The organism is Allorhizobium sonneratiae, from assembly GCF_023700755.1.
Lineage (GTDB): Bacteria > Pseudomonadota > Alphaproteobacteria > Rhizobiales > Rhizobiaceae > Allorhizobium > Allorhizobium sonneratiae.
Genome location: NZ_JAMKOJ010000007.1, coordinates 128,934 through 141,514 on the forward strand (window position 1 = coordinate 128,934; position 12,581 = coordinate 141,514).

10 protein-coding genes are annotated in these 12,581 nt (G+C 59.0%); all 10 read right to left on the reverse strand.

The window, feature by feature from the left end:
* Positions 1 to 166 precede the first annotated feature (166 nt).
* Complete coding sequence (lpdA, locus tag NAC44_RS13885; protein ID WP_250941675.1) at positions 167 to 1,573, reverse strand: dihydrolipoyl dehydrogenase; 1,407 nt, start codon at positions 1,571 to 1,573, stop codon at positions 167 to 169.
* 88 nt (positions 1,574 to 1,661) lie between these two features.
* Positions 1,662 to 2,303, reverse strand: a complete 642-nt coding sequence (locus NAC44_RS13890; protein ID WP_250941676.1) for a LysE family translocator — start codon at positions 2,301 to 2,303, stop codon at positions 1,662 to 1,664.
* 20 nt (positions 2,304 to 2,323) lie between these two features.
* Positions 2,324 to 2,737 carry an MAPEG family protein gene (locus NAC44_RS13895; RefSeq protein ID WP_250941677.1) on the reverse strand — a complete coding sequence of 138 codons (414 nt, stop codon included), beginning with the start codon at positions 2,735 to 2,737 and terminating at the stop codon, positions 2,324 to 2,326.
* A gap of 68 nt (positions 2,738 to 2,805) precedes the next feature.
* A complete protein-coding gene (odhB, locus tag NAC44_RS13900; protein WP_250941678.1) occupies positions 2,806 to 4,026 on the reverse strand; it encodes a 2-oxoglutarate dehydrogenase complex dihydrolipoyllysine-residue succinyltransferase in 1,221 nt (406 codons plus the stop codon).
* 55 nt (positions 4,027 to 4,081) lie between these two features.
* Positions 4,082 to 7,078, reverse strand: coding sequence for a 2-oxoglutarate dehydrogenase E1 component (locus NAC44_RS13905; RefSeq protein WP_250941679.1), 2,997 nt, complete (start codon positions 7,076 to 7,078; stop codon positions 4,082 to 4,084).
* Positions 7,079 to 7,289: 211 nt separating this feature from the next.
* Positions 7,290 to 8,192, reverse strand: coding sequence for a succinate--CoA ligase subunit alpha (gene sucD / locus NAC44_RS13910; protein WP_250941680.1), 903 nt, complete (start codon positions 8,190 to 8,192; stop codon positions 7,290 to 7,292).
* An 18-nt stretch (positions 8,193 to 8,210) separates the two neighbouring features.
* On the reverse strand, positions 8,211 to 9,404 hold the full coding sequence (gene sucC, locus NAC44_RS13915; RefSeq protein ID WP_250941681.1) for an ADP-forming succinate--CoA ligase subunit beta: 1,194 nt from the start codon (positions 9,402 to 9,404) through the stop codon (positions 8,211 to 8,213).
* A gap of 93 nt (positions 9,405 to 9,497) precedes the next feature.
* On the reverse strand, positions 9,498 to 10,460 hold the full coding sequence (gene mdh / locus NAC44_RS13920) for a malate dehydrogenase (RefSeq protein WP_250941683.1): 963 nt from the start codon (positions 10,458 to 10,460) through the stop codon (positions 9,498 to 9,500).
* Between the two features lie 187 nt (positions 10,461 to 10,647).
* A complete protein-coding gene (zapE, locus tag NAC44_RS13925; protein ID WP_250941685.1) occupies positions 10,648 to 11,802 on the reverse strand; it encodes a cell division protein ZapE in 1,155 nt (384 codons plus the stop codon).
* Between the two features lie 157 nt (positions 11,803 to 11,959).
* Positions 11,960 to 12,481 (reverse strand): protease inhibitor Inh/omp19 family protein, encoded by a 522-nt coding sequence (locus NAC44_RS13930; protein ID WP_250941687.1) that lies wholly within the window; start codon positions 12,479 to 12,481, stop codon positions 11,960 to 11,962.
* Positions 12,482 to 12,581: the final 100 nt, after the last annotated feature.

Below are 12,581 nucleotides of genomic sequence, written 5' to 3' on the forward strand. Positions count from 1 at the left end.
GGCGAAATGTGGAATTTCAATATTACGTAAATATAATACTTGTCTTTTTCAGTCCGGTTATCGTTGCCGTGTGCATAAAAAACGCGCCTGACATGATCAGGCGCGTTTTTAATCGTAGCGTGTATGGAAGGGCTGGCGCGATTTAAAGCCAGCCCCTTTGCTTTGCTTACATATGGATCGGCTTGAAGAAGGTGGCGAGTGCCGCTTCCTTCACCGCTTCCGACATGGTCGGATGGGCATGGCAGGTGCGGCCGAGATCTTCGGAAGACCCGCCGAATTCCATCAGCACGGCAGCTTCGTGGATCATTTCGCCAGCGCCGAAGCCAACGATATGCACGCCCAACACCCGGTCGGTCTCCTTGTCGGCCAGAACCTTGACGAAACCGTCCGTCACCTGCATGGCGCGAGCGCGGCCATTGGCGGTGAAGGGGAATTTACCAGCCTTGTAGGCAATGCCTGCGGCCTTGAGTTCCTCTTCCGTTTTGCCGACGGAGGCGACTTCCGGCTGGGTGTAAACAACGCCGGGAATGACGTCGTAATTCACATGCCCATGCTGACCGGCGAGGATTTCGGCAAGCGCCACGCCCTCATCCTCGGCCTTGTGTGCGAGCATCGGACCCTTGACCACGTCGCCGATGGCGTAGATGCCAGCGACATTGGTGCGGAAATGGCCGTCGATTTCGACACGACCGCGATTGTCGAGCGCAACACCCGCCTCTTCAAGGCCAAGGCCTGCGGTATAGGGTTTGCGGCCGGTGGCGACCAGCACGACATCGGCCTCCAGCGTCTGGGCTTCACCGCCCTTGACAGGCTCGAAGGTGACCTTGGCGCCAGCGCCTGCCTTTTCGACAGCCGTGACCTTGGCGCCGAGATTGAACTCCATGCCCTGCTTGGCCAGCATGCGCTGGAACTGCTTCGACACTTCGCCGTCCATGCCGCCGAGAATAGTGTCGAGATATTCGACCACCGTGACCTTGGCGCCAAGACGCGACCAGACCGAGCCGAGTTCGAGACCGATGACGCCGCCACCGACGACGATCATCTTGCCCGGCACCTTGTCGAGTGCAATGCCGCCGGTGGAGGAGACGATGACCTTTTCGTCGATATCGACGGCAACGCCCGGGATGCCTGCGACTTCGGAGCCGGTGGCAATGACGATGTTCTTCGTTTCGAGAACCTGTTCCTCGCCCTTGTCATTGGTGACGGAGACTTTGCCTGCGGCAAGGATCTTGCCGGTGCCCTGAATGCCGTCGATCTTGTTCTTCTTGAACAGGAAGGCGACGCCCTCGACATTGGCTTTCACCACGCTGTCCTTGTGGCCCATCATCTTTTCAAGGTTGAGCTTGGGGGCGGCAACCTCGACGCCGAGATCGGCCATGCCATGGGCGGCGTGGGCAAACATTTCCGAGGCATGCAGCAGCGCCTTGGACGGAATGCAGCCAACATTGAGGCAGGTGCCGCCATAGGTGGCGCGCTTTTCGACCACGGCCACCTTCATGCCCAGCTGCGCCGCCTTGATGGCGCAGACATAACCGCCGGGGCCGGAGCCGATTACCACAAGATCATAAGCCATTTCAGTCGTTCCTTTGTCTTGGTACCGCTGTCGCAGCGGACAGCGGCAAATTCAGCGGGCGCAAGACTGCGCCCGAATGGGAGAAAGCTCAGCTTGCCTTTTCCGTTGCCAGCTTCAGGCCAAGCAGAATGAAGACCGCGCCGCTTGCCCGATCGATCCACTGGCTGGCGCGGGAGAAGGCAGCGCGCATTTTCGGTGTGGTCATGAAGACGCTGACGCCGATGAACCAGGCGATCAGGCAGCTGGCCATGACCAGTCCATAGCCGAACTTCACCATCATCGGCGTATGAACGCTGACCACGGTGGAGAAGATCGACAGGAAGAAGAAGACCGGCTTGGGATTGAGCGCATTGGCGGCAAAACCGAGACCGAAGGCCTTGGCCGAAGACTGCACCTTGCGCGCTTCAGCCGGGCTTTCGGGCTTTACCGACATGTCCGCCTTGCCGGCGCGCAATGCCTTGATGCCGATATAGATCAGATAGGCCACACCGCACCATTTGACGATGTTGAACAGATAGATCGACTGGGAAATGATCAGTCCAAGGCCAAGAATGGTATAGGTGACATGAAACATCAGCGAGGTGCCGATGCCGAAACTGGTGATGATGGCAGACCGGCGGCCATGCAGGATCGACTGGCGCATGACCATGGCAAGGTCTGCGCCGGGTGACACGATGGCGAAGGAAAAAATCGCCATTAGCGAGGCAAGTTCGATCAGATAAGGATGCATGGCTCCGATTCCCCTTATGGTTAAAACATCAGCACAATAAACATCATGGCGAGGCCCAGCATAGAGGCGACCCAGACGAGTGAGCGAATATAAGGAATGCCGGTGAGATAAAGCGGGATATAGAGCAGACGGGCTGCCAGCCACAGCCAGGCGCCCATGCGGGCCAGACCTGAGGGATCGCCTGCCAGAATGACACCAAAGGCAAGGGCGAGAAAAGCAGGATAGGTTTCACGGAAATTCATCGAGGCGCGGGCAGCGCGGCCTGCGAGCTTTCCTTCCGGCTTGCGGTCGCCGTCACGGGGGCCGGCATTCCACGTCGTTCCCAGTTCCCGCGTGGCGGTCATGCCCTGCAGCAGAATATGAACGACGAGAAGAACGATGCTGATGCCAATCAGCGGCAGCATGGGCGAGGCGGCAAAAAAACTCGGCTGCATTGGAAGGCTCCCCGGTTGACGTCAGCGGCGGTGAATTGCACGCCGCTGACGAAAGACAAATAGCCGGATCAGAGATCGAGAACCAGACGTTCCGGATCTTCCAGGCTTTCCTTGACCCGCACGAGGAAGGTGACGGCTTCCTTGCCGTCAACGATGCGGTGGTCATAGGACAGCGCCAGATACATCATCGGACGGATGACGATCTGACCGCCAACCACGACCGGACGCTCCTGGATCTTGTGCATGCCGAGAATGCCGGACTGCGGTGCATTCAGGATCGGCGAGGACATCAGCGAGCCATAGACACCGCCATTGGTGATGGTGAAGGTGCCTCCCTGCATATCGGCCATGGAGAGGTTGCCGTCGCGGGCTGCCTTGGCAAGACGGCCGAGTTCCTTCTCGACGCCGGCAATCGACAGCTGGTCGGCATCGCGGATCACTGGAACCACGAGGCCCTTGTCCGTGCCGACAGCCATGCCGATATGGCAGTAGTTCTTGTAGATGATGTCCGTGCCGTCGATTTCAGCGTTGACGGCGGGCAGTTCCTTCAGCGCGTGGGTGACGGCCTTTGTGAAGAAGCCCATGAAGCCCATCTTCACGCCATGCTTCTTCTCGAAGATGTCCTTGTACTTGGTGCGCAGGTCCATCACTGCCTTCATGTCCACCTCGTTATAGGTGGTCAGCATGGCGGCGGTGTTCTGGGCGTCCTTCAGGCGCTTGGCGATGGTCTGGCGCAGGCGGGTCATCTTGACGCGCTCTTCACGCACCTGATCGTCGGCAGACGAGGCCGGACGGGCGGCGGCAGCCGGTGCCGGAGCGGCAGCGGTCGTGCCCTTGGAGATGGCGGCGAGAACGTCGCCCTTCAGCACCTGGCCGCGCTTGCCGGAGCCATCGACATCGGCAGTGTTGATGTTGTTGTCGGCGGCAAGTTTGGCAGCTGCCGGGGCGGCCGGCATGGAAGCCGATGCTGCGGGCTGAGCGGCGGGGGCAGCCGGAGCGGCAGCAGCAGGGGCAGGCGCTGCGGCGGCGGGAGCCGATGCACCGGCGGAAGCGCCTTCGGCGATCTGGCCGAGCAGGGCGCCGAGGCCGACGGTTTCACCGTTCTGGGCGACGATTTCGGTCAGAACACCGGAGGCGGGGCAGGGAACTTCCACCGTGACCTTGTCGGTTTCGAGTTCAACGAGCGGCTCGTCAGCCTTGACGACATCGCCTACCTTCTTGAACCAGGTGCCGACCGTGGCTTCGCTGACGGATTCTCCCAGGGTGGGGACGCGGATTTCAGTGGCCATAATGAGGATTCCATTGATCTTAGGGCGTTTCGGGCGAAGAGTGTGGCGGGCGGCATCAGCCGCCCAGGGCGTCTTCCAGGAAGGCTTCAAGCTGCGCGATGTGCTTGGACATCAGGCCGGTTGCCGGAGAGGCAGCGGCCGGACGGCCGGTATAGCGCACGCGCTGATACTTGGCGTCGATATGGGCGAGAACCCATTCCAGATAAGGATCGATGAAGGACCATGCCCCCATGTTCTTCGGCTCTTCCTGGCACCAGACCATCTCCGCATTGCGGAAGCGGGACAGTTCGTTGATCAGTGCCTTGGCCGGGAACGGATAGAGCTGTTCGATACGCAGCAGGTAGATGTCGTCGATGCCGCGCTTTTCGCGCTCTTCCAGCAGATCGTAATAGACCTTGCCGGTGCACATGACGACGCGGCGGATCTTGGCATCCTTCTGCAGCTTGATCGGGCCGTCCTTGATCATTTCCGCATCGTCCCACAGCAGACGGTGGAACGAGCTTTCGCCCGCCATGTCGGCCAGAGTGGACTGGGCGCGCTTGTGACGCAGCAGCGATTTCGGCGTCATCAGGATCAGCGGCTTGCGGAAATCGCGCTTCATCTGGCGACGCAGGATGTGGAAATAGTTGGCCGGCGTCGTGCAGTTGGCAACCTGCATATTGTCTTCGGCGCACATCTGCAGCCAGCGCTCCAGACGGGCGGAGGAATGTTCCGGGCCCTGACCTTCATAGCCATGCGGCAGAAGGCAGACGAGACCGGACATTCTGAGCCACTTGCGCTCACCCGAGGAGATGAACTGGTCGAAGACCACCTGAGCGCCGTTGGCGAAGTCGCCGAACTGGGCTTCCCACAGCGTCAGTGCATTCGGACGGGCCAGCGAATAGCCATATTCGAAGCCGAGCACGGCCTCTTCCGAGAGCATCGAATTGATGACCTCGTAGCGGGCCTGGTTCGGGGCGAGATTGGCAAGCGGAATGTAGCGCTCTTCGGTTTCCTGATCGTAGAGCACCGAATGGCGCTGCGAGAAGGTGCCGCGTTCGCAATCCTGACCGGAGAGACGGATTTTGTGGCCTTCGAGAACCAGCGAGCCGAAGGCGAAAGCTTCGGCCATGGCCCAGTCGATGCCTTCGCCGGTCTCGACCATCTGGGCACGGTTTTCCATGAAGCGCTGGATGGTGCGGTGTGCCTTGAAGCCTTCGGGAATAGTGGAGAGCTTGCGACCGATCTCCTTCAGCGTCTTCATCGGCACGGCAGTCTTGCCACGGCGCTGCTCATCGGCATTGTCAGCGGTGCGCAGACCGGACCATGCGCCGTCCAGCCAATCGGCCTTGTTCGGCTTGTATGCCTGACCGGCCTCGAATTCCTGCTCCAGATTTGCACGCCAGTCGGCCCGCATCTTTTCGAATTCGGCTTCGCTCAGCAGGCCTTCGGCGATCAGACGGTCGGCATAAAGCTGGACGACGGTCTTGTGCGCGCGGATTTCCTTGTACATCTTCGGCTGGGTGAAGGACGGTTCATCGCCTTCATTATGGCCGAAGCGGCGATAGCAGAACATGTCCACGACCACCGGCTTGTGGAATTTCATGCGGAATTCGGTAGCGACCTTGGCAGCATAGACCACGGCTTCCGGATCATCGCCATTGACGTGGAAGATTGGCGCTTCGATCATCTTGGCCACATCCGAGGGATAGGGCGAGGAGCGCGAGAAGGCCGGATTGGTGGTGAAACCGATCTGGTTGTTGATGATGAAATGCATGGTACCGGCCACGCGGTGGCCGCGCAGGCCGGAGAGGCCGAGAATTTCCGCCACGACGCCCTGACCGGCAAAGGCAGCATCGCCATGGATCAAGAGTGGCAGAACCTTGGCGCGTTCCTTCAGCGGGATCACGTCGCCTTCCCAGACCTTGGCGAGCTGGTCCTGCTTGGCGCGGGCCTTGCCCATGACCACCGGGTTGACGATTTCCAGATGTGACGGATTGGCCGTCAAAGACAGATGCACCTTGTTGCCATCAAACTCGCGGTCGGAAGAGGCGCCGAGGTGATATTTCACGTCGCCGGAGCCTTCGACTTCGTCGGGCTTGAAGGAGCCGCCCTTGAATTCGTGGAAGACGGCGCGATGCGGCTTGTGCATCACATTGGTCAAAACGTTGAGACGACCGCGATGGGCCATGCCGAGCACGACTTCTTCCAGCCCGTCCTGACCGCCGCGCTTGATGATCTGTTCAAGCGCCGGGATCAGCGATTCACCGCCATCGAGGCCGAAACGCTTGGTGCCCTTGTATTTCACATCGATGAACTGCTCGAAACCTTCGGCCTCGATCAGCTTGGAGAGGATGGCCTTCTTGCCTTCGGCGGTAAAATCGACGCCCTTGTCCGGGCCTTCGATGCGCTCCTGAATCCAGGCCTTTTCCTCCGGATTGGAGATATGCATGAATTCGACGCCGAGCGTGGTGCAATAGGTCCGCTCGAGAATGTCGATCATTTCCGGGATCGTGGCATATTCCAGACCCAGAACATTATCGATGAAGATCTTGCGGCCGTAATCGGCTTCGGTGAAGCCGTAATTGCTCGGCGACAGTTCGTTATAGTCTTCAACCGCCGTCGCAATGCCGAGGGGGTCGAGCTTGGCATGCAGATGGCCGCGCATGCGATAGGCGCGGATCATCATGATGGCGCGCACGCTGTCGCGGGTCGCCTGCAACACTTCCGTCTCGGAGACCGGCTTGCCGGTTGTGGCGGCCTGAGCCTCAGCCTTGTCCTTGACCTTCTTTTCGATGGCCTTTTCGACCTGACCCCAGTTTCCATCAAGCGCGGAAACGAGTTCACCGTTGGGCGTCATCGGCCAGTTTTTCTTTTTCCAGGAGGCGCCGCTTGCAGCCTTCTTTACATCGGCGGGATTGTCTCCCAGCGCCTTGAAGAAAGCCTGCCATTCAGCGGAGACCGAATTTGGATCTTCTTCGTAGCGCGCATAAAGCTGCTCGATATAGATCGCGTTCGATCCGTCGAGGAAGGACGTGATCTGAAACTGCTCGTTGGCTTCTTGCCTTGCCATGGTTTTCTGCGGGCTCCAAAGCCCGCCTCCCGACTTGTGGTCATACCGAATTTTCGGCTTTACGCATATTCCAGCCGAGGCTTGCGCGTCGCTGGTGGATGGAGATCTGTTCCATCATGTCATTTCGACGGTTGTGCGCCAAAGCGCGCCGGTGTCAAAATCGTCGTTACAGGCGGGCATTTTATACCCGCCTGTCTTTTCATCAGGTCGTTCAGCCCTTCAGGACTTCAACCAGCGTCTTGCCAAGACGGGCCGGGGACGGCGACACCTTGATGCCGGCGGCTTCCATGGCCGCGATCTTGGATTCGGCATCACCCTTGCCACCGGACACCACAGCACCGGCATGACCCATGGTGCGGCCCTTCGGCGCGGTTCGGCCTGCGATGAAGCCGGCCATCGGCTTCTTGCGGCCCTTCTTGGCTTCGTCGATCAGGAACTGGGCGGCGTCTTCTTCCGCCGAACCGCCGATTTCACCGATCATGATGATCGAGGTCGTGGCTTCGTCGGCGAGGAACATTTCCAGCACGTCGATGAATTCCGTGCCCTTGACCGGATCGCCGCCGATGCCGACAGCCGTGGTCTGGCCAAGACCTTCATTCGAGGTCTGGAACACGGCTTCATAGGTCAGCGTGCCGGAGCGCGAGACGATGCCGACCGAACCCTTGCGGAAGATGGAGCCCGGCATAATGCCGATCTTGCATTCTTCCGGTGTCAGGATGCCCGGGCAATTGGGGCCGAGCAGGCGCGACTTGGATTTTTCCAGCCTGGCCTTGACGCGGACCATGTCCATCACCGGAATGCCTTCGGTGATGCAGGTGATGAAGGGAATTTCCGCGTCAATCGCCTCAATGATGGCGTCTGCTGCACCCGCCGGCGGAACATAGATCACGGATGCGTCGGCACCGGTCTTTTCCTTGGCTTCTGCAACAGTTGCAAAGATCGGCAGGGTTTCGCCCTTGGAGCCGGTCCAGTTTTCGCCACCCTTCTTAGGGTGAATACCGCCGACCATCTGCGTGCCGTAATAGGCCAGCGCCTGTTCGGTGTGGAAAGTTCCGGTCTTGCCGGTCAGGCCCTGTACGAGGACCTTTGTGTTCTTGTTGACGAGAATCGACATATCTTGCGGTCCCTCAAATTAGCCGTTGATCGCCGCAACGATTTTCTTGGCAGCGTCGTCCAGATCGTCGGCAGCCGTGATGGCAAGGCCGGATTCGTTCAGAAGCTTCTTGCCCAGTTCGACATTGGTGCCTTCCAGACGCACGACCAGCGGAACCTTGAGGCCGACTTCCTTGACGGCTGCGATCACGCCTTCGGCGATAACGTCGCACTTCATGATGCCGCCGAAGATGTTGACGAGGATGCCCTCAACCTTCGGGTCGGCGGTGATGATCTTGAAGGCTGCCGCAACCTTCTCCTTGCCGGCGCCGCCGCCGACGTCGCAGAAGTTTGCCGGCTCCTTGCCGTAAAGCTTGATGATGTCCATCGTCGCCATGGCGAGACCGGCGCCGTTGACCATGCAGCCGATATTGCCGTCGAGGGCAACGTAGGCCAGATCCCACTTGGAGGCTTCGATTTCCTTGGAATCCTCTTCCGTCTCGTCGCGCAGGGCGCGGACGTCGTCGTGACGGAACAGCGCATTGCCGTCAAAGGAAACCTTGGCGTCGAGAACGCGCAGATGGCCATTGGTCATGACGATCAGCGGGTTGATTTCCAGAAGCGCCATGTCCTTCTCGTTGAAGGCCTTGTAGAGCGCCGGGAAAAGCGACTTGGCGTCTTCCAGAGCCACACCGTCGAGCGCGAGCGCGGCAGAGATCTTCGCCACATTTTCAGCGGTGACGCCGGTTTCCGGGTCGATCGCGATGGTGTGGATCTTTTCCGGTGTGTCATGGGCAACGGCTTCGATGTCCATGCCGCCTTCGGTGGAGACGACGAAAGCGACGCGGCCAACAGAACGGTCGACCAGCAGCGAGCAGTAGAGTTCGCGGGCAATATCGGCGCCGTCTTCGATGTAGAGACGGTTGACCTGCTTGCCGGCTTCACCGGTCTGGGCGGTCACGAGTGTGTTGCCGAGCATGTCCTTGGCGTGGGCCACGACTTCGTCGATGGATTTTGCCAGACGAACGCCACCCTTGGCATCGGGGCCGAGTTCCTTGAACTTGCCCTTGCCGCGACCGCCAGCATGGATCTGGCTCTTGACCACGTAAAGCGGGCCGGGCAGCTTTTTCGCCGCATCTGCAGCTTCATCAGCGGAGAGGATCGCGACACCTTCAGCGACCGGTGCGCCATAGCCCTTCAGAAGAGCCTTGGCCTGGTATTCATGGATATTCATCGTCTGGTCCTATCGTTGGGCCTTAGATTGAAACATAAACGTCAAACACTGGCGAAGGCCGTTTCCAGCCTTCGCCAGTGTGCGCGTGAGGAATTATTTCAGAGCCGGGGCAATGGTGGCGCAGGCTTCGCAGAGGCCGGCAACAGCGCCGACGGACTTCTCGAAGCCGGCTTTTTCATCGCCGTTCAGTTCGATTTCGATGATGCGTTCAACACCATCGGCACCAATCACGGTCGGCACGCCGACATACATGTTGTTGACGCCATACTGGCCGGTCAGATGTGCGGCGCAGGGCAGGACGCGCTTCTTGTCCTTGAGGTAGGACTCAGCCATCTCGATGGCGGAGGCGGCAGGCGCATAATAAGCAGAACCGGTCTTCAGGAGGCCGACGATTTCAGCACCGCCATCACGGGTACGCTGGATGATCTGGTCGAGCTTTTCCTGGGTGGTCCAGCCCATCTTGACCAGATCGGGCAACGGAATGCCGCCGACGGTGGAGTAACGGGCGAGCGGCACCATGGTGTCGCCGTGGCCGCCGAGAACGAACGCGGTGACATCCTGGACGGAAACGTTGAATTCCTCGGCGAGGAACAGGCGGAAACGGGCGCTATCGAGAACGCCGGCCATGCCGACAACCTTGTTGGCCGGAAGACCGGAAAACTTCTGCAAGGCCCAGACCATGGCGTCGAGCGGGTTGGTGATGCAGATGACGAAGGCGTTCGGGGCATATTGCTTGATGCCGGCACCCACCTGTTCCATGACCTTCAGGTTGATGCCGAGCAGGTCGTCGCGGCTCATGCCGGGCTTGCGCGGAACGCCTGCGGTGACGATGCACACGTCTGCGCCTTCAATGGCGGCGTAATCGGAAGCGCCGGACAGCTTCGCGTTGAAGCCTTCGACCGGCGATGACTGGGCGATGTCGAGACCTTTACCCTGCGGTACGCCGTCTGCGATGTCGAACAAGACGATGTCGCCCAGTTCCTTCAGGCCGGCGAGATGCGCCAGTGTGCCACCGATCATGCCAGAACCAATAAGTGCGATCTTTTTGCGCGCCATTGAAGTGCTTCCTTTTCGATCCAAACTCAAGGCACGCACTCGCTTAAGGAGGCCCGCCCTTGGGTCTCTCGCATAGCCTGATAGGCAAAAAAACGCAAACAATATTTGCGTTATTATATTTTTCAATCGGTTAGACTATAATTTTCTTACGTAAAGGTAAGAATTTAAGTCACGAATTCTTCACACTTCAGTGCTCCTGCATCTTTTCGCCGAGATAGTCGGCGCTGCGCATCTCGAAAAGGCGCGATGCCGTTCGGTCGAACTCGAAGCCTTCCGTACCCTTTTTCTCGGTGAGCAGGGCCTCCGGCTCAGCAGCGGCACTGGCATGCAGACGGATATGATGGTCGTAGAGCGTGTCGATCAAAATGATGAAGCGCTTGGTCTCATTGCGCTTTGCCGGGCCAAGCAGAGGAATGCGGTCAACGAACAGCGTGTCGAAACGATTGGCGATGGCGATGAAATCGCTGGCTCCAAGCGGCTGTTCGCACAGATCGCGAAAGCTGAACCGGGCGATACGGTCAACGCTGCGGGGAACGGTGATGGAGCGGCCTTTCATCGGTATGTCCATAGGCTGTTCCGGTTTGCCCTGGGTCAGAACCTGCCATGCATGATCCATCTCTCGTTCCGTTTGCGGCGTCAGCGGCGACAGATAGACCGGCAGGCGTTGCATTTTTTCCAGCCGATAGTCGCGAGGGGAATCGAGTGACAAAACCTCGACATGCTGTTTCAGCAACCCGATAAACGGCACGAACAGGCCTCGATTGAGTCCGTCCGGGTAAAGATTGTCCGGTTCGACATTGGAGGTTGCCACCAGAATGCAGCCGCGGGCAAACAGTTCCGTAAACAGTCGCGACAGGATCATCGCATCGGCAATATCGGTGACGGTAAACTCATCGAAACACAGAAGGGTGGCCTCATCGCAAAGTTGTTCGGCCACAGGGGGCACGGGATCGGCCTGTTTGGTCTCCCCGGCCTTGAGTTTTTGCCGATGGGCATGAATACGGCTATGCACATCCGCCATGAATTCGTGAAAATGCGCTCGTCGCTTTTTCTCGATCGGGGCGAGTTTGAAGAACAGGTCCATCAGCATGGTCTTGCCGCGCCCGACGCTGCCATGCACGTAAAGACCCTGAACAGGGGAGGTTTCAGAGCGGCGCTTGGCAAAAATCCAGCCAAGCGCCGACGACTTGCGCGCCGGTTTCTGAGCCTTGAGATCGAGCAGGATGCGGTCGAGATGATCGGCCACCATCATTTGCGCCGGATCGGACATCAATGCACCGGACTGTGTAAGAGCCTGCAATTCCTCGCGGACGCTTGAACCATAAGCAGGCACGATCGGCATTCTGTAACTCCGGCATGATCGACAGGTGAAAGGTCATTCTCAAAAGAAAAGCCAGACCTTTTTGGGGTTCTGGCATCTCTTTGCTTATTCCTGTTGCGTCTTTGCGTCCGCCGCCCCGTTGACGGGTAGCGACGGGATATACATCGGCATGAGTCGATTACCGGCTCAGGCTGATCGGCTGACCGGCGCTGGTCGTACCAGAAAAATTGTTATCGGCCATCTTGTAGAGCGTGCCGATGACATTTCCGTCACGATCTTTGAGCTGCAATTGCTTGTTGGCCACATCCCAAGCGCCCATTGTGGTCAGCGGGCCGACGCAGCCTCGTGTGCCGCCGCGCGAACCGCCACCGAGATTGGTCAGCGTCAGGAACATATCGCAGCTTGTCGCGCCGCTTGTCACATGCCAGCTACCGACCAGCTGATCCTTGGTGAAATCCTGAGCCGTGGCCGGGGCTCCGGCATTCGGTGTCAAGGCTGCAGATTGCTGCTGTGTGGCAGGTGCTGTGGGAAACTGCGATGATGAAGCGCCTGGAGGCGGCAACTGGCTGGACTGAACATTGGGAACAGGCTGCGCTGCCAGAGGCGGCAATGAAGATGAACCGTAATCGCTTGACGTCCGCTGGCAGCCGGTCAACGCCATGATGACAAACAAGCCCGTCGCCGCAAGTTTCAGTTTCATTTTCATACTCCCGGTTGCCTGATTTTTGAAAGCCTGTGCCGTGAACGGGAAAAAATTAGCGTCAAGACCAGGACCAAATCAAGGAAATAAGGCAAAAGCA

Coding starts and splice junctions, on each gene's coding strand:
- zapE (WP_250941685.1), bottom strand. CDS start 11,802: ATGCCGATCGTGCCTGCTTATGGTTCAAGCGTCCGCGAGGAATTGCAG.
- lpdA (WP_250941675.1), bottom strand. CDS start 1,573: ATGGCTTATGATCTTGTGGTAATCGGCTCCGGCCCCGGCGGTTATGTC.
- mdh (WP_250941683.1), bottom strand. CDS start 10,460: ATGGCGCGCAAAAAGATCGCACTTATTGGTTCTGGCATGATCGGTGGC.
- NAC44_RS13895 (WP_250941677.1), bottom strand. CDS start 2,737: ATGCAGCCGAGTTTTTTTGCCGCCTCGCCCATGCTGCCGCTGATTGGC.
- NAC44_RS13905 (WP_250941679.1), bottom strand. CDS start 7,078: ATGGCAAGGCAAGAAGCCAACGAGCAGTTTCAGATCACGTCCTTCCTC.
- NAC44_RS13930 (WP_250941687.1), bottom strand. CDS start 12,481: ATGAAACTGAAACTTGCGGCGACGGGCTTGTTTGTCATCATGGCGTTG.
- NAC44_RS13890 (WP_250941676.1), bottom strand. CDS start 2,303: ATGCATCCTTATCTGATCGAACTTGCCTCGCTAATGGCGATTTTTTCC.
- odhB (WP_250941678.1), bottom strand. CDS start 4,026: ATGGCCACTGAAATCCGCGTCCCCACCCTGGGAGAATCCGTCAGCGAA.
- sucC (WP_250941681.1), bottom strand. CDS start 9,404: ATGAATATCCATGAATACCAGGCCAAGGCTCTTCTGAAGGGCTATGGC.
- sucD (WP_250941680.1), bottom strand. CDS start 8,192: ATGTCGATTCTCGTCAACAAGAACACAAAGGTCCTCGTACAGGGCCTG.